19 protein-coding genes and 1 pseudogene are annotated in these 26327 nt (G+C 49.6%); 13 read left to right on the top strand and 7 right to left on the bottom strand.

Annotated elements, in window-relative coordinates:
* Positions 1-555: 555 nt before the first annotated feature.
* Positions 556-1884 carry an exodeoxyribonuclease VII large subunit gene (xseA, locus tag CHL74_RS12455; protein WP_094881544.1) on the bottom strand — a complete coding sequence of 443 codons (1329 nt, stop codon included), beginning with the start codon at positions 1882-1884 and terminating at the stop codon, positions 556-558.
* A gap of 196 nt (positions 1885-2080) precedes the next feature.
* Here xseA and CHL74_RS15880 point away from each other — a divergent pair, with 196 nt between their 5' ends.
* Both CHL74_RS15880 and CHL74_RS12450 read left to right on the top strand, forming a co-directional pair.
* Positions 2081-2224, top strand: a complete 144-nt coding sequence (locus CHL74_RS15880; protein ID WP_176452258.1) for a hypothetical protein — start codon at positions 2081-2083, stop codon at positions 2222-2224.
* Positions 2211-2708, top strand: coding sequence for a DUF6169 family protein (locus CHL74_RS12450; protein ID WP_094881542.1), 498 nt, complete (start codon positions 2211-2213; stop codon positions 2706-2708). Before CHL74_RS15880 ends, CHL74_RS12450 begins: the two co-directional genes overlap by 14 nt.
* A 73-nt stretch (positions 2709-2781) precedes the next feature.
* Here CHL74_RS12450 and CHL74_RS12445 read toward each other — a convergent pair whose 3' ends face one another.
* Positions 2782-3522: a nitroreductase family protein gene (locus tag CHL74_RS12445; RefSeq protein WP_094881541.1), complete on the bottom strand. Its 741-nt coding sequence runs from the start codon at positions 3520-3522 to the stop codon at positions 2782-2784.
* A 167-nt stretch (positions 3523-3689) separates the two neighbouring features.
* Here CHL74_RS12445 and CHL74_RS12440 point away from each other — a divergent pair, with 167 nt between their 5' ends.
* The gene (locus CHL74_RS12440) at positions 3690-6257 is read left to right on the top strand and encodes an adenosylcobalamin-dependent ribonucleoside-diphosphate reductase (protein ID WP_094881539.1); all 2568 of its coding nucleotides are present in this window, start codon (positions 3690-3692) and stop codon (positions 6255-6257) included.
* Between the two features lie 149 nt (positions 6258-6406).
* Entirely contained in the window at positions 6407-6775 is a 369-nt protein-coding gene (gene folB / locus CHL74_RS12435; protein WP_094881537.1) for a dihydroneopterin aldolase, read from the top strand.
* A 2-nt stretch (positions 6776-6777) separates the two neighbouring features.
* Here the strand turns inward: folB and CHL74_RS12430 are convergent, their stop codons facing one another.
* The 3 genes from CHL74_RS12430 to CHL74_RS12420 are packed head-to-tail and all read right to left on the bottom strand — an operon-like array spanning position 6778 to position 9846.
* A complete protein-coding gene (locus CHL74_RS12430) occupies positions 6778-8652 on the bottom strand; it encodes a hypothetical protein (protein WP_094881535.1) in 1875 nt (624 codons plus the stop codon).
* Positions 8649-8891, bottom strand: a complete 243-nt coding sequence (locus CHL74_RS12425; RefSeq protein ID WP_141241325.1) for a hypothetical protein — start codon at positions 8889-8891, stop codon at positions 8649-8651. The genes CHL74_RS12430 and CHL74_RS12425 overlap by 4 nt, the downstream gene beginning before the upstream one ends.
* A gap of 1 nt (position 8892) precedes the next feature.
* Entirely contained in the window at positions 8893-9846 is a 954-nt protein-coding gene (locus tag CHL74_RS12420; RefSeq protein WP_254923302.1) for a hypothetical protein, read from the bottom strand.
* 216 nt (positions 9847-10062) lie between these two features.
* Between CHL74_RS12420 and CHL74_RS12415 the strand changes: the two genes are divergently transcribed.
* From CHL74_RS12415 to dnaA, 3 genes are all read left to right on the top strand, one after another.
* Positions 10063-11397 carry an N-acetylmuramoyl-L-alanine amidase family protein gene (locus tag CHL74_RS12415; RefSeq protein ID WP_094881532.1) on the top strand — a complete coding sequence of 445 codons (1335 nt, stop codon included), beginning with the start codon at positions 10063-10065 and terminating at the stop codon, positions 11395-11397.
* A gap of 37 nt (positions 11398-11434) precedes the next feature.
* Positions 11435-12337 carry an MlaD family protein gene (locus tag CHL74_RS12410; RefSeq protein WP_094881530.1) on the top strand — a complete coding sequence of 301 codons (903 nt, stop codon included), beginning with the start codon at positions 11435-11437 and terminating at the stop codon, positions 12335-12337.
* 363 nt (positions 12338-12700) lie between these two features.
* On the top strand, positions 12701-14113 hold the full coding sequence (gene dnaA / locus CHL74_RS12405; protein WP_094881528.1) for a chromosomal replication initiator protein DnaA: 1413 nt from the start codon (positions 12701-12703) through the stop codon (positions 14111-14113).
* A 203-nt stretch (positions 14114-14316) separates the two neighbouring features.
* Here the strand turns inward: dnaA and CHL74_RS12400 are convergent, their stop codons facing one another.
* Positions 14317-14859, bottom strand: a complete 543-nt coding sequence (locus CHL74_RS12400) for a phosphatidylglycerophosphatase A family protein (RefSeq protein ID WP_094881527.1) — start codon at positions 14857-14859, stop codon at positions 14317-14319.
* A 240-nt stretch (positions 14860-15099) separates the two neighbouring features.
* Between CHL74_RS12400 and CHL74_RS12395 the strand changes: the two genes are divergently transcribed.
* The 6 genes from CHL74_RS12395 to CHL74_RS12370 all read left to right on the top strand — a co-directional run bounded on the left by CHL74_RS12395 (position 15100) and on the right by CHL74_RS12370 (position 26042).
* Entirely contained in the window at positions 15100-15789 is a 690-nt protein-coding gene (locus CHL74_RS12395; protein WP_094881525.1) for a queuosine precursor transporter, read from the top strand.
* A 34-nt stretch (positions 15790-15823) separates the two neighbouring features.
* On the top strand, positions 15824-16300 hold the full coding sequence (queF, locus tag CHL74_RS12390; RefSeq protein ID WP_094881524.1) for a preQ(1) synthase: 477 nt from the start codon (positions 15824-15826) through the stop codon (positions 16298-16300).
* A gap of 273 nt (positions 16301-16573) precedes the next feature.
* On the top strand, positions 16574-19846 hold the full coding sequence (locus CHL74_RS12385) for a SusC/RagA family TonB-linked outer membrane protein (RefSeq protein ID WP_254923301.1): 3273 nt from the start codon (positions 16574-16576) through the stop codon (positions 19844-19846).
* Between the two features lie 54 nt (positions 19847-19900).
* A complete protein-coding gene (locus tag CHL74_RS12380) occupies positions 19901-21739 on the top strand; it encodes a SusD/RagB family nutrient-binding outer membrane lipoprotein (RefSeq protein ID WP_094881521.1) in 1839 nt (612 codons plus the stop codon).
* Between the two features lie 191 nt (positions 21740-21930).
* Positions 21931-23559, top strand: coding sequence for a helix-turn-helix domain-containing protein (locus CHL74_RS12375; RefSeq protein ID WP_094881519.1), 1629 nt, complete (start codon positions 21931-21933; stop codon positions 23557-23559).
* Between the two features lie 212 nt (positions 23560-23771).
* Positions 23772-26042, top strand: coding sequence for a CARDB domain-containing protein (locus tag CHL74_RS12370; RefSeq protein WP_176452257.1), 2271 nt, complete (start codon positions 23772-23774; stop codon positions 26040-26042).
* Positions 26043-26224: 182 nt separating this feature from the next.
* Here the strand turns inward: CHL74_RS12370 and CHL74_RS16345 are convergent.
* A pseudogene (locus tag CHL74_RS16345) lies at positions 26225-26327 on the bottom strand (ISAon1 family transposase); the annotation flags it as partial.

Genomic DNA, 26327 nt, shown 5'->3' with positions numbered 1-26327 from the left:
AAGTCCCTTGTACATATTAATGCTGACATCATTTTTCATACAGCAAAGGTAAACATCTTTACGGAAAATCTATCATGTATCGTTGATATATTTGGGTAGGGATGCCACGGACTTTATCGGATGAGCCCAAAAACTGAAATATTCTATTTCAGCATATGATGCAGTTAATGATCGTGACATTATAACTCTTAATTTGGAATGTTTAGAATTAAATGGTAGTATAATTGAGCAACCTTGGTACAGGAGGGAAGCTAAAATCGAACTTGGCAAAAGAATCGTCACTGAAGGAGAGTGATTTTACCCCTCTTCTGGTATATCACCCAAGTACAAAGAAGAGAGCTTTATCAGCTTGTCCGTGGCTACTCGCAGCTAATGCTTGACTGTTCGTGGGGGCGTGGAGGGTGTCAAAAGAGCTAAAGTCGATGATTGACAAAGCAAACATAGAGTAGGAGCCGCGAGCATTAGCTTTCCGCTTCGCGCCGCTGACTTTCAGTTCCTGCCTGCGGCATTGCAGTTACTCCTTTCCCTAAGAAACATATCTTCCTGTCAAAAACACTACTTCACCACACGCGAACGGAAGCTGCCGTTCTCCACACGCGTCTCCACTTCTGCGTCGGGCGGGAGTTGGGAGGCGTCTCGGACGGTGCGTCCTTTATAGGTGGTGATGCTGTAGCCGCGCTTCAGGAGTCTTTCGGGGTTCTCCGCCTCTACGCGACGCTCGAGCATTTCGAGGCGATGCTGTTCGGCGGTGATACGGCGTAGGGTCTGATCGCGTACGGAGGCAGCGAGGCGGTCGAGGTGCTGGCGCTGGGCAGAGAAGGTCAGAGCCAAAGAGCTGTTTATGCGTGCCGTGAGGCGGTCAAGACGTCCTGTCTCCTTCTCGCCAACAAGAGAGAAGAGCACGGGTATTCTGCTTGCGAGCGAACGCAGTCTGCCCTGCTCCATCTCCATACGACGACGTGCCGCAAGGACGACACGCTGGCAGAGGCGGTCGGCAAGAGCCGCCGTCTGCGAGAGATGGTCCACAAGCAGCTGGGCAGCCGCCGTCGGAGTCTTCACATGAGCGAAAGCCACGAGGTCGAGCACAGTCTCATCACGGTCATGTCCGATGCCGGTGATGATGGGAAGAGGGAAGTTAGCCACGTTCTCCGCCAAGGCAAGCGTGTCGAAGCCGGAGAGGTCGCTGGTGGCGCCACCGCCACGGATTATCACCACACAGTCATACTGTTCCTGCACCTCATATATGGCGTTCAGCGCTTCCACCACGCTTCTCTCCACAGCCTCACCCTGCATCACGGCAGGAAAAAGGCGGACATCAAACTGATAGCCTCCGGCATTGTCATGGAGCTGTCGGCAGAAGTCGCCGAAGCCAGCAGCACCTTCACTTGACACCACAGCTATGCGCTGCGCGAACATCGGCAGGAGAAGCTCACGCTGAAGGTCGAACACACCGTCCGCCTTCAGACGCTCCACAATCTCCTTACGTCGTCTGGCAAGGTCGCCCAAAGTATACTCAGGATTGATGTCGGACACTATCCACGAAAAGCCGTACGCCTCATGGAAGTTGGCATACACGCGCAGCATCACCTTCATTCCGGCATGCAGGCGCTGTCCCGTCACCCGCTCAAACATGGGACGGATGATGGACCATCGGTTCTGCCAGCACTTCGCCGAGGCGCGAGCCACTGGCGTATTGGAGCGGTCGTCCTTTTCCACCAGCTCAAGATAGCAATGTCCGCGCACCTCCCGCGCTTCCGAAATCTCCGCCTCCACCCAGTACTGTCCGGGCACGCCGATGCTAATGGCCTCAGCCACGAGGCTGTTAAGCTCGTATAGTGAGAGCGCTACGGGAGCTTCCGTCTGATTATGATTATATATATCCATACGATTTTGCGTCTTTAGTGAACTTTTGCAAAGTTAAAGTTAATATGCAATATATCATACTTTTCTTTCAACAAATAATTGTCTTCAAGAGCTACAACTATGTTTTTCGAAACTTTTCTCACGTTTTCTTTGCGCTTTCAAAATAAAAGATTAGCTTTGTAACTGAACAAGAAGTAGAACTTTTAAATGAACAAATATGGCTTTAAAGATAAAAACTCGTGAAGAAGCAATTGCAGTATTACGAGACATGGTTAAACGTAAAAAAGAAATGGAAGCAAAGGCTCAGATAGACTTTGCCAAAGCACGTCAGGAGGCAACTAACTGCTATGCAAGCCTTTAATTTAACTCGTCTCAACTTTCATTCTCCTTATAAGGTCTGGATAGACAATGGTTCGTATAAATTCTTAACGGATCATGGTGTCCAGTATAGAATAGAATTTGTAGAAAACAATAATATATGGGAGGATGAAAAAGCGTATGAATTCGCCATTCTCAATGAAAACAAGAAGATATCTCCTAACGATTCTAAAGTTAAAGAGACAATACAATGTATTATTGAAGAATTCTTTCTCACTAATCCAGACATTCTTCTATATCAATGTGAAACGGGTGATAGCAGACTGGCTATGCGGGCTCGTCTTTTTACCAGATGGTTTAACGAATTCGATAAACGAGATAGGTTTTATGTCAAAGTTTCAATTCTTAGAGATGAAGAAGTAGACAATTACATAGCCATTATAGTTCAAAAGAATAATCCTAAATTGAACGACATTCTTCGAGATTTTGATGAATTTATCGGTTTCTTTCAAACAAAACCCGAATAACAACACAATCAAGGGGTCTATATGCCACGATGAAAGATGGCATATAGACCCCTTGATTGCGTTCTTACTCTTTCTAATCAAGGAATCCCTGCTTGCGTAGAGCCTCAAGCATGGTTACGGACATCTGCTCGTTGTCCGACTTGGTGTAACGGCAGTCGGTGAAGACCTGCGCGAGAGTCTGCTTGTTGTTTATCTCAACGAAGCGGCGGTTCTCAGGCAGCGACTCCTTCTCCTCGTAGAAGCGATTGATGAGTTGCGGGGTGTAGTCATGATAGACCTCCTCATGCATGACAGCCTCAAGCGGCAAACGCTCAGTAAGCTCAGGTGTCTCGTCGGGCCAACCGAGCGTGATGGTGGCCACCGGCATTACGAGCGGCGGGAGCTGAAGGACGTCGATGATGGTCTGCGGACTATAGACGGTGGTGCCGAGGAAGCAGCAGCCAAGGCCTTCCTCCTCAGCCAGATTGCAGAACGTCTGACAGTAAAGCAGGGCGTCCGTTGCTCCGTTCATGAAGGAGAGGAAATTGGAGAATCCCGGATTGGCGTCACGGCATTCCGCCCACTTGGTGGTGCGGCGGGTGTCGGCGCAGAACGTCAGCACCACGGGAGCCTCCGTCACCATCGGCTGGCAGAAATGTGCGGGAGCCAGACGGCGCTTCATCTCGTCGTCACGTGTTACCACTACGCTGTAAAACTGGAGATTGCCCATTGTCTGCGTGCGCTCAGCCTCAGCAAGAAGGCGGTGGAGCAACTCGTTTTCCACCTCACGGGTGGCATATTTACGTATTGTACGTCGTGTGTTTATGGTCTTCATTTTTCTTGTTATTTAGTATTCCACAAAGGTAGCGCTTTTAACGGAAACAAGAGAAAGGAGGCGTATGCTTTTTCTCAAAATATATATGAAATGATTCTTATATATGGAATTATTATTGTAGTTTTGCAGACATTACGGTCAAGAGAAAACACATCTACATATATATAATGGAAAATCAGAAAACATACTCTTACGACGAGGCATTCCAAACCTCGCTGAAATATTTCGACGGTGACGAACTCGCCGCCCGTGTATGGGTGAGCAAGTATGCCATGAAGGATAGCTTCGGCAACATCTTTGAGGTGTCGCCCACAGACATGCATCACCGCATCGCTAAGGAGATTGCTCGCATAGAGAGCAAATACGCCAACCCCATGAATGAGCAGGAAGTGTTCGGTCTGCTCGACCATTTCAGATATATCATACCCGCCGGTAGCCCGATGACCGGTATCGGCAACGACCACCAGGTGGCATCGCTGAGCAACTGCTTCGTGATAGGCATTGAGGGCGACGCCGACTCGTACGGAGCCATCATGCGCCTGGACGAAGAGCAGGTGCAGCTGATGAAGCGTCGCGGCGGCGTGGGTCATGATCTTTCGCAGATTCGCCCGAAAGGGTCGCCCGTAAACAATTCGGCGCTGACATCCACCGGCCTTGTGCCGTTCATGGAGCGCTACAGCAACTCCACTCGCGAGGTGGCGCAGGACGGACGCCGCGGAGCCCTTATGCTCTCCGTAAGCATCAAGCATCCGGACAGCGAGGCGTTCATCGACGCCAAGATGACGGAAGGAAAGGTGACGGGAGCCAACGTGAGCGTCAAGATTGACGACGCATTCATGCAGGCTGCCATTGACGGCAAGCCATACACACAGCAGTTCCCCATCGACTCCGCAGACCCGCAGGTAAAGAAGGAGATTTCCGCCAAGGCGCTGTGGCAGAAGATTGTGCACAACGCATGGAAGAGCGCCGAGCCGGGCATCCTATTCTGGGACACCATCATACGCGAGAGCATCCCTGACTGTTACGCTGACCTCGGCTTCCGCACCGTCAGCACCAATCCGTGCGGCGAAATACCTCTCTGCCCGTATGACTCGTGCCGTCTGCTTTCAGTGAACCTCTACTCGTACGTACGCAATCCGTTCACTCCGGAGGCAAGCTTCGACTTTGATCTCTTCAAGGAGCACGTGGCTAAGGCACAGCGCATCATGGACGACATCATCGACCTGGAGCTGGAGAAGATTGACCTTATCATGGACAAGATAAAGCACGACCCGCAGACCGACGACATCAAGCACGCCGAATATCATCTTTGGGAGAAGATAAAGGACAAGAGCTCGCAGGGACGACGCACCGGTTTGGGCATCACGGCTGAGGGCGACATGATAGCAGCAATGGGGCTGACCTACGGCACGCAGGAAGCCACCGACTTCAGCGTCAGCGTACACCGCACACTAGCTCTCGCCGCCTACCGCTCTTCCGTAGACATGGCTCGTGAGCGCGGAGCTTTCAAGGTGTTCGACGCGAAGCGTGAGGCTGCCAACCCGTTCCTCCTCAGAATAAAGGAGGCTGACCCGTCGCTCTACGACGACATCATGACATACGGACGCCGCAACATCGCCTGTCTGACCATCGCTCCGACCGGCACCACATCGCTCATGACACAGACCACAAGCGGCATCGAGCCTGTATTCATGCCCGTATACAAGCGCCGCAGAAAGGTGAATCCCAACGACGCTGACGTACACGTGGACTTCACGGACGAGGTGGGCGACTCATACGAGGAGTATATCGTTTACCACAAGAAGTTCCTCACATGGATGGAGGTGAACGGCATCGACACCAGCAAGCGATACACCCAGGACGAGATAGACGAACTCGTGGCACGATCGCCGTACCATAAAGCCACCGCCAACGACGTGGACTGGCTGATGAAGGTGAGAATGCAGGGCGCCATTCAGAAGTGGGTGGACCACTCCATCAGCGTGACCGTAAACCTCCCGAACGACGTAAGCGAAGAACTCGTTGGCAAGCTTTACGTAGAGGCTTGGCGCTCGGGATGTAAGGGATGTACCATCTATCGCGACGGCAGCCGCTCGGGTGTGATGATTTCTGCTTCAAAGAAGGACAAGAAGAAAAACGCTGCCCAGAAGGAGAAGGTCAGCACAGACCGCATACCGGTAATGGCAGTGACGGAGACACGTCCGAAGGAACTGGACTGTGACGTGGTTCGTTTCCAGAACAACAAGGAGAAGTGGGTGGCTTTCGTAGGATTGCTGGACGGCTATCCTTACGAGATATTCACCGGACTGCAGGACGACGAAGAAGGAATAGCCCTTCCCAAGACCGTAACGAAGGGCCGCATCATCAAGCAGACCAACCCCGACGGCACGAAGCGCTATGACTTCCAGTTCGAGAACAAGCGCGGATATAAGACCACGGTGGAGGGACTGTCGGAGAAATTCAACCCGGAATACTGGAACTACGCCAAGCTTATCTCCGGAGTGCTGCGCTATCGTATGCCTATCGACCACGTAATAAAACTCGTCAGCTCGCTGCAGCTTAAGGACCAGAGCATCAACACATGGAAGAACGGTGTGGAACGTGCACTCAAGAAATACATGGTGGACGGAACGGCAGCCAAAGGACTGGTGTGTCCGTCATGCGGACAGGAGACTCTCGTCTATCAGGAAGGATGCCTGATATGTAAGAACTGCGGTGCTTCACGCTGCGGATAAATCACAATTTATAGTTGAAAATTGAGAGTTGAGAATTGAGAGTTATGATATGCTTAATTGTATATATTATAATAGTATAAATATAGAGTAATCATAACTCTCAATTCTAAACTCTCAATTCTAAACTTATCTATTCCTCAATTTAGATAATGAAATCTTTCATACATATAGACGACATTCGTCTGCACGCGTGTCATGGTGTGCTGCCTCAAGAGCAGCTCACTGGCAATGACTATATAATAAATGTACGCGTGGGATATGACATATCAAGGGCAATGTATACCGACGACGTAGCTGACACGCTCAACTACGCCGAGGTATACAATATAATAAAAGAGGAGATGAATGTCCCGTCAAAACTAATAGAGCATGTGGCGGGCCGCATAACAGACCATCTTATGGCAAGTTATGCGGACATCACCTCTATAACGCTACGCATCACCAAACTCAACCCGCCGATGGGTGCCGACTGTAACGGAGCCGGGGTTGAAATAACTGTAACGCGCGGAGATGCCTAAAGCTAAGGCAGATAATATTCGTACCTCTTAAGCACGTCGCAACGACGCGTATACTGGTCCACGACATTGGGATAAGCCATTGCAAACAAGCTAAGTTCGTACAACGCCTCGTATTGAGCAGAGTGCGGATAGAGAATAACTTTACCGTCATACTCAAATTCAGCCCACTTGTCTACGGGCATGAACGCAAGGGCGTAAACGGAGTGGTAACGCAACTGCAGGTCGTCGCTTCGCTTAGCCACATTAAGATACTTCACCGTCTCAGCGGCAAAGTCTTTCTCCCAAGAGCGAGCCGAATCCATGACGCTGCTGTAATAATGAGTGAGGAACCAACAGTCGCCGTAACATGAAGCCTGATAATAACGCACGGCAAGGTCGTAAGCCATCTGCTGCTTAGCAGCGCCTTCGCGTGCAAGATTGTAGCGATTTAGGCGGTCAGCCATATCGCGACAATAGTCGAGCTTTATGTTACGGTTTACTGTTACCGGCTCATAGCACTCGCTGACCCTCTGCTTGCCGAACCATCGCGGCACGTCATAACGGCGTTGTGACGAGTAAGCGCTTATGAGTTGGGAAGAAAGAAGCGACATCGACACGCCGTCAAGATACGGTATGGCTTCGGCAAAACGTCCCTCGGCTATCAGCTTTGTTCCGATAAGGTCATTGAAGTAGTCGGCATCATGGTAAGAGTTCTGAGCACAGTATTCGTCAAAGGCATTGTCATGGCTGGACGAGAGATAACGGTAATAGTCGGCAAGGCGGTCGGCAGTAAGACTGTCCATCTTGCAGAAATACTCGTTCCACGGACTGTACGTCACGTTCGTGTTTTCGCTATATATAGTAGGGTCGGCCTGACTCTGCTCCATATAGAAATACTTGTCATCAGCATTCGTCATGGCACACAAGGCAAGGGCAGTATTGTCCATACCTGCACGGCGGAAGAGCTGTTCAAGACCGCGATGAACCACGCGTTCCTTCACGTCAGTATAGTGATTGCTATAAGAGTAGCTGCTGCCACGTTCCTCTTCTATCTTATTGTCAAGCCAACGGAACTCGCCAAGCAGATAGTCAGTATATTCTTTTGTAGGCTTGTTGGCACGCGTCGAGACAAGCAGGCGTATGGCACGGGCATTGTCGCGCATGCGCTGACTGCCGTCAGAAGCAACAGCCTTTTCGGCTTCCGCCATAGCACGCTCCGTGTTTCCGAACAGATAGTCAATCATGCTTGCAGCCGCAAGCCACAGACTCGGCGACTTCACCTTACTGTCGTTGGCGGCATTAAGGGCAAACTGTACAAACGCCATCGCTTCCTTACGATACACCTGCTTGGCATCTATCTGCTTAAACCATTCAGCATCATTATCACCTTTCGCCTTCTGATCAATCGTTTCCTGCACATTATTTACAAAGTCCTGCACAAGGTAATTGAGCGACGGGGCGTTAGGGTTCTCTGCATAGATGGTCCTTATGCCGGCAAGGTTGCGATAGTTGCGCATAACAGACTTGATGGACTGTACGTCGCCCTGCTCGGCATAGATGTCGCAGGCAGCACCACGCTGTCCTGTCTTGAGCAAGGCACGGGCATAGATGTTGCGCATGGCTTCGCGCCACGGACTCTGAGAAAGGCTGGATGCTGAGGTCTTCCACAATGCTACGTTAAGATTGTCATTGCCGAGCATCATGTTTGCACGCATCTGCAGCAGCACGTATTGCGGACGTAATGTATTGCCGCCGTATGCCTTTGCAGCGGTGAGAACATCGGAGAATGTCTGATGCCGATGTGCGAAATCCTCCTTCGTGGGATAACTCCATGCGTCACGGGCGTAATCCTCACAAGCCTTGAAGTAACGATTAAGCAAATTGATGTACGCTGTCATCTCCTCATCGTTTCTTTCCTTGGCAGTCTCAGGATTGCGTCACGGTTCCATTTAAAGTAATCGACACCGATGGGACCGTTCTCCCCCATATAATCCTGCCAGAAACGATCTATATCATACAAGTATGCAGGACCGTCGGTCATGGCTTCATGGCGAAAGACGGAGAACATATAACGATTATGCGTATTTCCCTCGGATATGCATGCCGTGGCGTCAATGAGCGGCAGGGCAGCAATCAAACTAATTATTAAAAATCCTTTCATACTCATCGTTGTTTAATCGGTTAATATTGTTGTTATTGAGATCGAATAGTATTATCTCGTCATTGGCTTCAGGACGTCGGCTGCCTATAGCGTTTACGGCTGAGATAATATCGGAGAGGGAGGGTTGGCGGATGGCAATGGAGTCGCTGGAGAGTATCGGGTATTCACCATCGTAATGGACAAAGCCTACGAACTGACCGCCACGGAACAGGATGCGCCACGTAAAGACGGGATAAGCAGCACTCAAGCTGAGCTTATAGTCTTTCAGATAAGGCAGGTAAGGGGCTGCGTCATGCAGGTCGAGAATAGGTTTGTGGCAACGTATGTCGGTGGCATCGCCCGTGTTATACATCATCAGCACACCACGGTCTGCGGGTGGCGGAGTCTGTGCGAGCTGGTGAAGGCGGATGGTGGACGAGAGCTGGAGCTGTCGGCTATGGCATTCGTCGAGCATAGCCTGCATGAAGTCATTATAGAGTCGGCGTGTGGAAAGAGTCCAGTCACAGTCAATCTGTATCTCCTTGACATCCTTGACATCATTGGTCTCGTTCATCTGGAGGACGCGCTTGACGATGAGCGAAGCCAACTGCTTGCGGTCGCCGCGAAGACATTCGGGCATAACGAATACCGTAGGCACAATGTCGACGTCTTGTGGCATTGCAGTAACGAAATTAAGCGTGGCGTTAGGCACCGCTCTCCCACTCGCGTCCGCCACCACATCAAAGTAGCGGACATACATACGCGATATGCCGTGGGCACGAAGGAAAGCCGTCTTCGTGGAGTCAATGTTCAGCGTGGTGCTCCAGTAATAGACAGACCGCACCCTTGACGACCGCGGCTGCCTCTTATCGTGGCACGCCACCGTCAATATAGCCAACAAGACCGCACATAATGCAGCAGCGGCAAAGCGTATATATCTAAGTGTCTTCATAGCAATATGATGCTCTTATAGAATAACTTAAGAGCCATAATTATAGATTTGTATATTTTTCTTTAATATATTGCGAATTTACGCAAAATACAAGACAAAGCAAAATATACTAACATGTTTTTCCGAGTTTGCCGTCGTTTTTACGATTTATTCGCTATCTTTGCACCAAAATAAGTTGCAGTTCAGACATTTGGACCAACCTACAGCATCTCATTTATGGCAAAAAAAATATTGCTTTCAATAATACTCATCATAACGTTCGTGTCGGTAGCAGCCGGCGCTAACCGTAAGTTTACACTCTGCATCGACCCTGGACACGGTGGAAAAGACACCGGAGCACCGGGCAGCTTTTCGAAGGAAAAAAACATAAACCTGAATGTGGCACTCGCATTCGGACGCTACGTGGAGCGTAATTGCCCCGACGTTACTGTAGTGTATACACGCAAGACTGACGTGTTTATCCCCTTGTACGAACGCGCCGAAATAGCCAACCGCAAGAAGGCAAACCTCTTCATATCCGTACATACCAACGCTCTCCAAGGCAACCACACGATGAGAGGTTTCGAGACATACACGCTCGGTGACGGACGCTCGCATGCCAAGAAGACCAACCTGGAAGTGGCAAAACGTGAGAACTCCGTCATTCTGCTCGAGAAAGACTATGAACAGCATTACGTAGGCTTCGATCCCAACTCGCCGGAAAGCAATATCATGTTTGAGTTTATACAGGACCGAAACCTTACAAAGAGCATCGAGCTGGCAAAGATGCTGCAAAGACATGTATGCAAGGTGGCTAACCGTCCCAATAAGGGAGTGCATCAGCAGAACCTTGCCGTACTCAGGCTGACCTCTATGCCGGCTTGCCTCATCGAGCTCGGATATATCTCAACCCCCGACGAAGAGCGAATGCTGAACGACAAGAATCAGATAGACAAGATTGCACGCGGCATATACAACGCCTTCGTAGAATACAAGAACAAGTATGACACGGGAATGACCATCCCGTACAAGCCATTGTCAGACCCATTGCCTGAGACAACACAGCAAAGCGACACACAAAAGAACGACTCTGACGTGGCAGACGCAAGACAGGCGGAACAAGACACCAAGGCGAACGAAGTAAGTGTCAGAAACAACGACCGCCAGTCTGAAAGAAACGACCGCCCTGCAAGAAGGCAGCAGACAAGGCAACAGAACGAAAAGACCAAGCAAGCTGACAAGCCCAGACAGACTGAAAAGCCGAAGCAGACAACCGTAAAGGAAAAGACGGACGACAGCAAGCCGGTGTTCAAGGTGCAGATTATTGCAGCAAGCCGACAACTAAAGAAGAGCGACCCTAACTTCAAGGGACTGACGGACGTGGAATGCTATCAGGAGAACGGCATGTGGAAATATACCACCGGCGCCTCCAATAACTATAACACGACGTACAGAAAGCGCAAGGAGATTCTGGAGCAGTTCCCGCAAGCGTTCATCATAGCATTCAAGAACGGCGTAAAGATGGACGTCAATCAGGCTATTAGAGAATTCAAACAGAACAGAAACAGATAAAAAGAATTCAAAACAACGAACAGAAACAAATAAGAATATGAAAGCATTTAATAAAGAAGTGAAAATCGCGCTCGTAGCCATCGTAGGCGTGATAATACTGTTTTTCGGAATGAACTTCCTGAAAGGACTGAACATATTCTCGTCAACTGACGACTATTACATACAATTTCACGATATCAGCGGACTCTCAGCTTCGAGCCCGATATATGCTGACGGATATAAGGTAGGAACCGTCAAGAGCGTCATCTACGACTATTCTGGAAAAGAAGATCCACGCGTGGTGGTAGGAATAGACAGAGACATGCGCATCCCGGTTGGAAGTACGGCTGTCATCGAGAGCGACATGATGGGCAACGTGAAGGTGAACCTCCTACTCGCCAATAACCCGAGAGAGAGAGTTATGCCGGGCGAAACCATCCTTGGCGACGTTGACGCAGGTGCTTTAGGAAAGGCAGCCCAGATGTTGCCCGCCATAGAGAACATGCTGCCGAAGCTGGACAGCATCCTCTCAAGCCTCAACACCCTGCTTGCTGACCCGGCTCTCGCACAAAGCCTACACAACGTGCAGACCGTAACGGAGAACCTCACCGTATCTTCTGCACAGCTCAACACACTTATGAAGACACTCAACAAGGGCGTGCCTACGATGATGGCAAAGGCTGACGGCGTGCTGGACAACACCAACCGCCTCACATCCAACCTCGCTGACCTCGACCTTGCGACAACAAAGCAGCAGGTGGACCAGACCATCGCTAACGTGAAGCTTCTCACAGACCGCCTTAACAGCAACGAGGGAACACTCGGCAAACTGATGAACGATCCGACCATGTATAACAACATGAACTCTACTATGAGAAGCGCCGACTCGCTCCTCATTGACCTTCGTCAGCATCCGAAGCGCTACGTCCATTTCTCCGTATTCGGAAAGAAAGACAAGTAAGCGCATAGATATACTTAGTATAAATACCGAAAGGATATTGTTTCACGGCTTCAGAACAACTCTGAAGCCGTTTTTTTTCAATGAGATAAGCGCATTTAGCCAATGTTTCACTAAAAACTCCAAAACACACATAAAAACATCAATATGCAGATTATCAGCAGATTACGCTTATTTATACAAAGAACAAAACATATATATAAGAATAGCATAACTAACGGGAAAAGAGTCATTTATATTACAAAACGTATACATTCAATAATAATAAAAAAGCAGCTTATTTGCTCAGCTCAAAAATAATTACTAATTTTGCAGTCGGAATTATAGTTTACAAACGGTCGAAAGACACAACACGTACCACAGCCAATGAACATTAGTCCTGAAAAGCTTTGGGACAAATGTCTTGCCTTCATCAGCAAGAACATTTCAGAGCAGACATATAACACATGGTTCAAGAGCATCGTCTTCGAAGCCTTCAACGAGGAAAAGAAGATGGTGGTGATACGTGTGCCCAGTCATTTCGTGTGTGAGTATCTTGAAGAACACTACGTCAAGTTGCTCCACGTGGCGCTTAGCCGCGAATTTGGCTCAGGCATACAATTGTCGTACCGTATTGTAACTGACAAGGAGAACAAGCAGACACAGACAATGGAAGGCGAACAGCCCGTTGAAGACACACTCAAGCCACAGCAGCGCGAGCATGCCAACGAGTCGCCCAACACTCTCGACAGCCTTGCTCCGCAGCAGATTGACTCGCAGCTCAACCCGCAGCTCACCTTCGACAACTACATAGAAGGCAGCAGCAACCTTTTCTCGCGTACCATCGGTAAGACCATTGCCGACAATCCGCAGAGCATGCAGTTCAATCCGTTCTTCGTCTTCGGTCCTTCAGGATGCGGAAAGACACACCTCATCAATGCCATCGGCGTCGAGACAAAGCGAATATACCCAGAAAAGAGAGTGCTCTATATCAGCGCACGCCTCTTCGAGGTGCAGTATACCAACGCCGTACTGCGCAACACCATCAACGACTTTATCAATTTCTACCAGACCATAGACGTTCTTATCGTGGACGACATACAGGAATGGGAAGACAAGAAGGGCACACAGAACACCTTCTTCCACATCTTCAACCATTTGTTCCGCAACGGCAAGCGCATCATACTCGCCAGTGACCGTCCGCCCGTACAGCTCAAGGGAATGAACGAGCGTCTCATCACACGTTTCTCTTGCGGCCTTATAGCAGAGCTGCAGAAGCCGAACGTGAAGCTTTGTGTGGACATTCTGGAGAACAAGATACGCCATGAAGGCCTCAGCATACCTGAGGACGTAGTGGAATTCATAGCCTCGACAGCTAACGGCAGCGTGCGAGACCTGCAGGGTGTCGTAAACTCACTTATGGCATACAGCGTGGTTTACAACTGCAGCATCGACATGAAGCTGGCAGAACGCGTCATCAAGCACTCTGTAAAGGTGGAGAGCAACCCGCTTACCGTGGAGGATATCATCGAGAGCGTGTGCCAGCATTACAATGTTACGCCTGCCAACATCAACAGTCGCAGCCGTAAGAAGGACTATGTTATGGCACGTCAGGTATCAATATACCTTGCACAGAAATACACCAAGATGCCGGCAAGCCGCATCGGACGACTCGTGGGTGGACGTGACCACTCTACGGTTATATACAGCTGCAACCAGGTGGAGCAGCGTCTGAAGGTAGATCGCAAGTTCTCAAGCGAGATATCAAGCATCGAAAATTCATTTAAAATAAGGAACTGACAATAACGATGAAGCCGGACAAGGGAAGGGCAATGCCTGTTTCTCTTGTCCGGCTTCATGCGTTTAAACCAAAACCGACCAACTTTATATAATTCCAATATTAAGACTATTATACAACGTCAGTTCCTATATTTTTTCTTAAACAAGACCATAGACACACCGTATCTCACTTTTTCGGAGACACGGCGTAATGAAATGTGCTCTTAAAAAAGGTCGGCAACAAACTCAACCACTTTACAGAATCTCACGGCAAGCACCACAATGCAGGCATAAAACGCAGCCAAAGCATCGTCCAGCATGCAGCCCCAACCGCCATGTATGTGCTTGTCCACCCAGCGACAGCCGAGCGGCTTGGTGATGTCAATGGCACGGAACAGCACGAAACCAAGCGAAGCAAGCGATATTGCCACATACGAAGGACCATCAACAAACAAGGCAGGCAGACATGCCACCCACGTTCCGAAATACTCATCGATGATGACAGTACGCGGATCCTCGCCCCAATAGCGCTCCATGACATTATCGGTCCACACTCCAAGCAGCAGCGACCCCACCACAAGAGCGAGTGTTGCCACAAAAAGCCACATTGGAGAAAGCAGCAGATAAAGACCAATCCACGTAAGAAGAGCCACAAAGCCTCCTAATGTTCCAGGTCCCCAGGGCCAGAATCCGACGCCAAAACCCGTTGATAACGCTACATGAAACCAGGGTGCCTCACCCAACTGATGATTGTTGTTATTACTCATTATATAATATGTAAGTCTTTAAGATGTAACAATAAATTTAAAGCAAGTCAGAAAAAGGTGACTCTAAAATCTTTGCAAAGTTAAGGAAAAAATACGAGACCATCATTAAAAACGGGACGGCGAGGCTGAAAAACTTGCATAACTGTCCGAAAATAAGTAACTTTGCAGTCCATTTGAAGAAATGGGCTTAATAAACATTATTAACAGAGTGCTTGGTAAACCTCTTAAAAAACAAGAACAATGCAGAAAGAAAAGAAGACAGTGAGTGTGCTCTTTATGCTTTTCAGCATACTCTTCTGTGTTTGCCTCATTACGGCAAACGTACTCGAGACAAAGCAAATATCCGTAGGACCGTTCAACATAACGGGAGGACTGATAGTATTTCCTATCTCATACATCATTAATGACTGTGTGTGCGAGGTTTGGGGATACGGCAAGGCAAGAATGCTGATATGGACCGGCTTCGCCATGAACTTCCTCTTCGTGACGTTCGGCGCCTTGTGCGACCTGCTTCCAGCCGCTCCCTATTGGGACAACGAAGCCGGATTTCATGCCATCTTCGGTCTTGCTCCACGCATCGCTGCCGCCTCATTCGTGGCTTTCATCATCGGTTCGTTTGTCAATGCTTACGTAATGAGCCGCATGAAGATATCGTCAGGCGGACGCAACTTCTCGGCACGAGCAATCCTCAGTACGGTATACGGCGAGACAGCCGACTCGCTGATTTTCTTCCCGTTGGCATTGGGAGGCGTAGTGCCACTGCGTGAGTTGCCCATACTGATCATCTCGCAAGTTGTGCTCAAGACGCTTTACGAAATCCTTGTGCTTCCCGTTACCATCCGCGTGGTGAGAGCCACAAAGCGCTACGAAGGCGAGGACGTCTACGACAACAACGTCAACTACAGCATCTGGAAGATATTCAACATTTAACAACATCCTTATTTATTGAATTCATAAAAAAACAATGGCTACAAATTCAAATAACCGTACAGACGAAGGACTCAAGGCCCTTGGTTCTAACACACGCTACCGTGACGACTACGCACCTGAGGTGCTCGAGACTTTCGTAAACAAACATCCCGGCAACGACTATTGGGTACGATTCAACTGCCCGGAGTTTACATCCCTCTGCCCCATCACCGGTCAGCCCGACTTCGCAGAAATCCGCATCTCCTACATCCCCGACGTGAAGATGGTGGAGAGCAAGAGTCTTAAGCTTTACCTCTTCAGCTTCCGCAATCACGGCGACTTCCATGAAGACTGCGTCAACATCATAATGAAGGACCTTATCCGCCTTATGGACCCTAAGTATATTGAGGTGACAGGAATATTCACCCCAAGAGGCGGCATCTCTATCTGGCCCTACGCCAACTACGGCAGAAAAGGTACCAAGTACGAGCGTCTGGCAGAAGAAAGATTTGCCACACACGACATCAAGTAAAGGTTGAGAATTGAGAATTTGAGAGTTGAGATATACCAATCCCCATGAGTAATCTTTCTAACCATATGGTATAACCCTCAACTCTCAAAATTCAATTCTCAACCTTACTTTTTTCCTTACTGTGCAAGAAATTGCATAAAACCATAAAGATTCCTTAAGTGTTTTTTCCTTATAGATTGTTATATTGATACGTGATGTTGTATCCGTTAACCTAAATCATACGACATCAGCTATCTACTGAACATCAAAAAAAACAACAATAAGGAAAAAATTATGAGAACACGACCGTTACTAACTCTGAAGTGGTCGCGTAAGGCAATGATACTTGTCATCGCTGCCGCACCATTCCAATGGACTCTTGCCGGAAACGTCAGCAACGCTCCAGCATCCGAATTCAACGCTTTCGTCCAGCAGGACGGCAAGACTACGCTCAAAGGACACGTGACAGACGAGAACGGAGAACCGCTTATTGGCGCCACCGTAAACGTGAAGGGCACCGAGGAGCGCACCGTTACCGACATCGACGGCAACTATACACTCCGTACTTCTGCTTCACATCCAACAGTCATTGTCAGCTATCTTGGCTATCGCAATAAGGAACTGAAAGCCTCCGGATCATCCAGTCTCGACATCATCATGCAGCCCGACCAGCAGTCTATTGACGAGGTGGTGGTGACTGCTCTCGGCATCAAGCGCGAGAAGAAAATGCTCGGCTATTCCGTACAGGACATCAAGGCGGACGCCCTTAACACCACTGGCGACCCTTCCGTGACCGGAGCATTGGACGGCAAGGTGGCTGGTCTGCAGATGAATACGGCAAGCACCGGTCTTGGCGGTTCCACTAAGATTACCATCCGCGGCAACTCTTCACTTACGGACAACAACCAGCCGTTATGGATTGTTGACGGCGTTCCTTTCACCGACGACCAGACTTCTGAGGCTTCTGCATACGGCGGCTACGACCGTGGTGGCACATCATTCGACATCAACCCGGAGGACATCGAGTCGATCTCAGTACTTAAGGGTCCGAACGCTGCTGCTCTCTACGGATCACGTGCAGGTAACGGCGTAATCCTCGTTACCACAAAGCGAGGCTCACACAAGCAGGGCTTCGGCGTATCTTACAGCGGCAACTTCACATGGAGCCAGGCTGCAGAGACTCTGAAGATGCAGAAGCTCTACGGACAGGGTTCGCAGGGACAGTTGCTCTTCAACAAGGACGAAGAGAGCAACCCCACAACAATGACGGGCGAACTGGCATTCGGTCCGCGCTTCGACGGCAGCATGCAGACCAACTGGCTCGGCGAGAAGGCTCCTTATTCATATACAGGCGACCGTCTGAAGGACTACTTCCGTACAGGATTCTCACAGTTCCATACCGTAGCCGTGGGTTCAGCCACGGACAAGTCTCACTTCCGTCTTTCTGTAGGATTCAATGCCAACGACGGCCTGTTCAAGGACGAGTCGCTCGACAAGCTCAACGTAGACCTCAACGCCGGCACTACAGTCAACAAATGGCTGTCATTGGACGGCAAGATTTCCGTATCGCACACTAAGGCAGAGAACCGTCCTTACACTGGTCTGAACGGCGAGGTGGCACAGCTGCTCCTCATGCCGGGCAACGTAAGCCTTAATGACCTTGAGGCAAACTATACTTCTCCTAACCAGCTCCACCGAAACTGGTTCGGTCCTGACCAGCACTACAGCAATCCTTACTACGTGCGCCACAGATTCCAGAACAGCGACGAGCGCTGGCGTGCCTTCGGATATTATGCCGCCAACCTCAACCTAACTGATTGGTTGAAGTTCAGCGCCAAATATTCTTTCGACTATTATCGCACACGTCTCCAGACTTCAGACCTTTCATTGGGTGACGGAGCCATCTCTACAGACGGCACTGGATGGGAGCAGAAACTCGTGACAGACGGCATGTCACGCGGCGAAGAGAACCACTTCGAGCAGAACATGCAGTTCCTCTTCATGGGCGACAACCAGCTTACGAAGAAATTGCGCCTCGGTTATACGGCTGGTGCCAACATCATGTACCTGAAGTATGAGACGCTCTCAGCATCCGTGCAGAACATGCTGGAGAAGGACAACTGGATTCTCAACACCGGCAACAAGCTTGTCTCAGCCGTAGACGACGGACACGACCGCGCCATGTATTCGGTTTTCGCGTCAGCTCAGTTTGCCTATGATGAATGGCTCTCGCTCGACCTTACAGCACGTAACGACTGGTCGTCCACTCTGCCGAAAAAGAACAACTCATTCTTCTATCCATCTGCATCACTCAGCTGGGTGGTGTCCGACTTCATGCGCTCCATCGACCATCGTCTACCGGAATGGATCACGTTCACAAAGCTGCGCCTCTCTGCAGCCCAGGTTGGTAAGGATCCGTCGCCGTACAATCTCTACAACGTGCGTAAGTTCCAGTTCGAGATGGGCAACCGCAAGCCTATCATCAACACCGTACGCCTCAACCCTAACCTCAAGCCAGAGATTAAGACATCATATGAGGTTGGTCTCGACATGAAGTTTCTCCAGAACCGTCTCGGATTCGACTTCACATATTATTATAGCACTACGAAGAACCAGGCCATGCTCGTGGACGCATCGGCTCCTTGGACACAGCAGTGGGTGAACGCAGGTAAGATAAACAACACCGGTGTGGAGCTTATGGTATATGGTTCGCCGGTTCGTACACGCGACTTCCAGTTTGACCTCACAGCCAACTTCGCGCATAACCGTTCCACAGTAAAGGAACTGGCAGACGGCGTCAACCGCATCTATTTCGCCGGCGACGGCAACATGCCGGTGAAGGTAGGTGCAGTCAGCGGAGGAAAGCTCGGCGACATCTTCGCCAACAATCTTATGCAGCGTGACGCTCAGGGACGCGTCATCATCGGCGACGACGGTCTGCCTATGGCAACAACCGGCGACGGCAACCTTGAGCAGTACTTGCTGGACCATCCTATCGGTAACATCCAGCCCGACCTTCTGATGTCCGTCACACCGACATTCACATACAAGGGCATCTCGCTCACAGCTATGTTCGACATGAAGTTCGGTGGCGACATCGTTTCGGTGTCTGAGGGTATGGCTACGGCTGTCGGTACGTCAGACCGCACCATTAACCGTGGCGAATACAAGGAAATTAACGGCGTGAAGGACTGGTATATGGTTGTTCCCGGCGTAACCGCTGACGGCAAGCCCAATACAAAACCGGTAAGCGCACAGGCCTACTATTCCACCATCGGTCTCTACAACTCGCAGAAGGGATTTGCCGAGGAGTTCGTGCATGACGCTTCGTACATCAAGCTGAAGGAGCTTGCTCTTGGCTACAGCTTCCCGCAGTCCGTGTTGCGCCGCACACCGCTCACACAGCTGAAGCTCAGCTTCGTGGCACGCAACCTCTGCTTCCTCATGAAGCACACACCGGGCAATCCTGACGGCGGTTATGACACGACAATGTTCTCACAGGCAATTGACTTCATGGCAGTGCCTTACACAAGAACATTCGGATTCTCTGTTAACATCGGTTTCTAACAGAAGCATCTGATACGGAATAATAAAAAAACAGTAAACAAACAGAACTATACAATGAAACGCAATATATTCTATACCGGTCTGATAGCAGCCACAACGCTGCTAACCTTTGCGTCATGCTACGACCTCGACGAAATGAGTCGCGACCCCTACGGCGTGGATGGCTCTGAAAATGCGGGCGGCGAGATAACTCCGGATAAACCGGACGAAGGCAAATACGCAGACATCAACATCAACTATGCCGTGTCGCACGACGACTCGTTGGCTTACAATAAGGCTTTGGCAGACGCTCCTGCCACCTTCCGCACATTCCTTTATCAGGGATATTACAACGACTATCAGATAACCACCAACCTCTCGCATGACATCTATGCGGGATACGTGGCAAACAATCAGCCCAAGCACGCAAAGAAGTCGCCTGACTATGGCTATTCTGACGGATGGTCAGGACGCCGCTGGTCACACTTCTATACGGAGCGCTCCACCGAGTATCGCGACCTTCTGAGAGCATACAAGTTTAACGATACGCCTGAGAAGTATCGCAACATGTACTACATCACACGCATATACTATGCGTTCCTCGCTCTCGCCAACACCGACACATACGGCGACATGCCGTTCCGTCAGTACGTGCAGGCTAAGGTTCCAGAGACCAACAACGTGGAATACGACACGCAGGAGCAGGTTTATGACGCCATGTTCCGCATGCTTGAGCAGGCTGTAGACAGCATTAAGCCGGAAGACGCATCACAGTATAAGATTGACAAGGACGACATCTGCTACTTCGGCGACGCCGAGAAGTGGTGCCGCTTCGCCAACTCAATGCGTCTGCGCATGGCATTGCGTATCAGCAATGTCAATCCTGAACGTGCAAAGAAGGAGGCAGAGGCTGCACTCAACAACAAGTACGGTCTGATGAAGAGCAATGACGACAACATGCAGACCGTGCCTAAGCATGCTCCCGTTGAGATGGGTGGCGAAGACAGTGGCGGAGACGAGAACGGTCTTGCCATGTGCTCCGTGGCTTATGGCGGCGAGAGCGTACTCTCTAAGGACATGGAGAATCTTTATCGCAACCTCTCTGACGGCGGCAAGGAATACACCATAAAGAAGGGACGTAACAATTCAGAAACAAAGAAGATTGACCCACGCTGCCTTGTGAGCTGGTATCGCAGCAATATGACAGCTGCTACGCTTGCCACCGGTCAGGACGGTCTGCGCAACGACTTTGTAGGATGTCTGCGTGGAGCCCAGTCGCCCGACATCTCTATGGACCCTCTGAAGTACAGTCTTACACGTACGGTTAAGGACGGTGCCTCAAAGGATCTTCCCGATGACCATTGGTTCAATTATTCTCGTCCTACAGTATGGTTCAGTTACGCAGAGTCGTTGTTCCTTAAGGCAGAGGCAGCTCTGAGAGGATGGACTGGAGCCGACCTCACACTTGACGCAGAGGGCTACTTCCGTGCAGGTGTCAAGGCATCCATGGACTATTATCACATTGCCGACGCTGACGCTCAGGCTTACATCGACGGTCTGAAGGTATGGGACGAGGGCGTATTCAGCAGCGGTGACCGCGAAGCCATCCTCGAAGCCATCATCACACAGAAGTGGATGGCAGTATTCCCGAACGGCAACGAGGGTTGGGCTGACTTCCGTCGCACCGACTATCCCGCCCTTCTCAACCAGCAGACCAACTTCTCTGGAGGCGACGTTCCTAACGGAAAGCAGATCAAGCGCTTGCTTTATCCGAACAGCGAGTCGCAGAACAAGTACTTCATCCAGCATCCTAACCTGCAGACCAACAACACCCAGGGCACACGCCTCTGGTGGGATGTGGCTGACACCAACGATGCTGCTGGCAACCGCATGAAACCAAACAACTTCCGATAAGGATACCATAGGAAGCCGTTTCGTAAGTAATTGCTTACGTGACGGCTTCTTTTTTTATATTACCTTTATCGTCCAAAATTTGATTTTAACACCTTGAAAGTTTTTCTTTTTACGGAAAAGTGCTAACTTTGCATCGTATGAAGCCTTGATGGAGAAACCGTCATGGCATTATCATTTTTCAGACTATACCGATGAATAACCATATTGGCAGGACACTGCTACTTATCATATTGACCTTTTATTCGCTGATGTCACCGGCTTCGGGCGTCAGCAAGTATTCAACGCTCATACGCGAAGTTCGTGGATGGTCGTCCGAGAAGGTTCTTGCTATGGGCGACACCTTGCTCCAACGACATGAAGACGACAAGGCCCTCGTGATGTATATGCTCGTTTGCTCACGCACAAACGACAATATGACCGACAAGGAACTGACCGACTGCTCGCTTGCCAACATGAAGGCTGGCGACATCTTCTATGACCGTGGCAACTATATCAACGCACTTAAGAACTATCAAACCGGACTGAAACTCAGCGAAAGCTCGAAGTCGAAAGAGCATCTTGCCTCTATATACAAGAACATCGGAAACGCTTACTGCATGTTCAAGGACTATGACAAGGGTTTCGAATATTATAAGAAAGGTTATGCCATCATACCTAAGGGTGACAAAGAGCTGACATTCAAGCTGCTTGTCAATCTCTTCGGCGTATGCCTCAACCGCAAGGACCTAAAGGAAGCCCGCAAGTATAGCCAGCTTATACAGACATCGCCACACCCCGAAACAGCAGAAAACCAATTCTACATAACTTTCTCCAAAGCTCTTCTCACTTCCGAAGAGGCACACTATGCCGAGGCCAACAAAATTCTCATTGACCTTGCCAAGACATCTATCGCCGCCAAACTGCCTGCTATATTTATCTGCTCCGTCTATTCGCATATCTACACCAACTACATGGAAATGGGAGACATGAGCAATGCCCTCCATTACATCCGCCTCTGCATGCAGACAGCTGAGAAAAACCACATGATGCATTACGTGCCGGAGACGCTGCGCGACATGGCGGAGATACAGAAGCGAAGCGGCAACACCTCCATAGCACAGCAATACGACGCCCAATATCTCAACCTGATGGACTCAATCTACAACTCACAACGATTCAACGTCGTGAAAAACCAGCAGTTCATCTACGAAGTGGACAAAGCCAACAAAGAGATAACCCGTCTGCATCAGGAGGAAGAGACACATCGTCATAACGCCCGACTCTATCAGTTGCTCTTCCTTGTCAGCATCATCGCCGTCGTCCTTATCAGCGTATTGCTATTCTATGTACTCAGACAGAAGCGCAATCTGGAGGTGAGCTACCGCAAGCTTTACGACATGAACCGCAGCAATATGGCGGAAACAGAAGAACGCAAGGCTACTCGCACCAGCAATATGAAAGACGACCAGAAGCAGCAGTTGCTTGAAGACATACAAAGAGTAATGGAAGGAACGGACGAATACTGTCAGCAGGAATTCACCGTCGGTTCGCTTGCAAAGCTCATCGGATCAAACGAGCGCTACGTCTCGATGGTCATCAACGACCACTACGGCAAGTCGTTCACCGAACTGCTCAACGACTGCCGCATAAAGAAAGCATGCGAACGTCTCACCGACGACACCGAATACGCCAACCTCACCATCACCGCCATAGGACAGAGCGTCGGCTACAAGTCGCAAACCACCTTCATCAAGCAGTTCCGCAAATGCACCGGTCTAACCCCATCCGTATATCAGAAGTTCGTGGCAGAAGACCGGCTCAAGGAGCATACTGTGGAATAAAAACCCGAAATCATTGTAATACAGACGCTTTTCTCTTCATTTTCGGGAAAATGGAGTAAGTGGATTTGCTCGTTATAAGCATAAGCTATATATTTGCAGACGATAATACATTAACCTAACCACGCCTGTCCGTCGAAATGATTTGCGAAGCAAGAAGTTCTGCTGATGGGTTTTTAATTATTAATCTTATGCAAATAAAAAGACCGTTTTTTATGGCCATAGGTTTCGCGGCAACGATGTTATTGTTGCCAGTAACCGCAATAGGTCAAGACAAAGCATTAGGAAAAAAATCTCAGCGGGGCAACCTCAAGCCCTTCGCCGGTGTTAAGATATCAAGAGTCACAGCAGAAAGAATCACAGCAGATACAGATATAGACCGTCCCGGCACTCCGTCTGACGTATTTGCCCAAGATAATGTCACCTCCGTGGTATTCACATGGAAAGACGCCGATAAAGGTGTTAATGGCGGCTACGTGGACAAGACCTCACTCTCACATAATATATATACATTTGAGAACATTTACGGCAACATCACCAAAACTCTCATTGCCGAAACCGGCGTAGGACAAGAAAGCTACACACTCAACATGCGCACCAACGAAGGCAAGCAGGAACTGAAGGATTTCGGCGTGTCTGCTGTAAATGCCACTGGCGAAAGCAATGTTGCCATGGCACCGAGCATTATCGTGGGCGCACCATACGAACTGCCGTTTGCGGAAAGCTTCAAGAACGGAAAGCTTGACAACCCGATGTGGTGGGCAAGAAGCAACGGCGCATCCGAGTTCACTATGATGACAGAGGATTCATCCGACGGCAACGGATGTATCTTGTACGAATCAAACAGCTCTGACGATTATGGTGTGATGGGTACTGGTAAGCTGACTCTTGCAGGAGCCATCCATCCGAAACTGGAGTTCACCCACTTGGCATACGAGAATAGCGACGCCAAGATAGTCGTAGCCATACAGAAGCCAGACGGCACAGAGGAAGAACTGCAGACCATCCAGACCGTATCTGAGGACGGCAAGTGGATCAGAAACACGATAGACATCGACCCGAAGTATGGCTCATTACCTTATCTATTCCTGCAATTCAAGGTTTCAGCCAGTCAGTACGAGTTTGTAATGCTTGACGAAATCAGCATTACCGACCAGTGTGAGAACGATATGGCAGTGAAGACCATCATCCTTCCCCCATCAGCTAAGAAGGGTGATAACGTCGAGGTGAAAGTGAAAGTCGAGAACCGTGGCTTGCAGGAGGCCAACGGATACAAGGTGAAACTGTATGCCGATGGCAAACTTCAGGACACCAAAGTGGCCGAAACCGCCCTTGCATATATGGATGAGGCCGTCTATACATTCAGTTATCCAGCAGCCATCACCATGGAGAACAGCTCTGTGGAACTGAAAGCGGAAGTGGAATACGAAGGCGACATGAAGCCGGAAAACAACACGAAGACCACCACGCTGACCTTTAAGGTTTCTGACAAGCAGAAACCGGAGAGCGCATCTGTCACTGACAACAACAACGGCACATACACCATAAGCTGGACGTCACCCGCCGATGCACGCAAGGTGGTTACGGACAGCTTTGAAGAGTACGACTCATGGTCGCAGGACAAGTTCGGCGAATGGACAGCGAAATTCAGTGAGGAGAAGACTAAGACCGGAAATATCTTCACCTATCCTTATCCAGGCGAGGGCGACCCGTTCGCATTCATACTGATGGAACCGCTTAACTACTGGATTGACTCTGAGACTATGGGCAACTTCCCATGCCTCAAGCCCCACAGCGGCAACAAATACCTTGCAGCATTCTACAGTTTCGCCAATGGCGACTACATTGATGCAAACGACTGGCTCATAAGCCCCGCTCTGTCAGGTTACAAGCAGACCGTCTCCTTCTGGGTGAACAATCTGGTTTCGCCGGGCGTATATAACCTTGAGACCTTCGACGTGCTCTACTCTACAATGGGCACAGACTTTAAGGATTTCATCAAGCTGGGCGAAACCTACGACATAGAGTCTGGCGAGTGGCAAGAAATCAACGTAGAACTGCCAGAAGGCGCCAAGTATTTCGCCATCCACCGCAAGACAAGAGAAGACGACGCTATGATATTCCTCGTTGACGACGTCACCTACGAAAAGGGAACAGAAATCGTAACGGGCTATAACGTCTACCGCAACGACCAGCTGCTGAAGACAATGAGTCCCGATCAAACGGAGTTTGTAGACGAAACAGCTGAGGCTGGCGAGAAATACACCTACGCCATCACAGCACTGTACGAAAGCGGCGAGTCTGAACCGATTATCGCAATAGTCGACACCACCAACGGCATTCAGGATGTAGAGAATGTTCTTGGCACCAAGACATACAATGTCTATACTCTCGACGGTCAACTGATTGGCAAGGACATCAAGTCACTCAACGGCCTGAAACGTGGTGCATACATCATCAACGACCGCAAGGTAATCATCAAGTAATAGCATAACTCCGTAAGGAGACATCATTTCATAACTGGGGGCAACGCTCTTGAAGCCGTATCATCACGACATCAAGGACGTTGCCCCCTTTTAATGCCACATTCCTTGTCAAAAAGCCACATTTCATCGGGATTTCATACCTATTCTAAGGTATTTTAGGCTCACCTGAAAAAGTGTGTGGATTAAGCATACAATCTTGTTAGTCTGAAGAGAAAGAATTTCTTGTCAATGATACCCCGAAGTTGTGCTCTGAAATGCTTGACTTTTGCATTGAAAGATTCTGCA

It is taken from the genome of Prevotella sp. 885, assembly GCF_002265625.1.
Taxonomy (GTDB): Bacteria; Bacteroidota; Bacteroidia; order Bacteroidales; family Bacteroidaceae; genus Prevotella.
The sequence above is the reverse complement of the archived record's forward strand: the minus strand, read 5'-3'. Positions and strand labels throughout refer to the sequence as shown.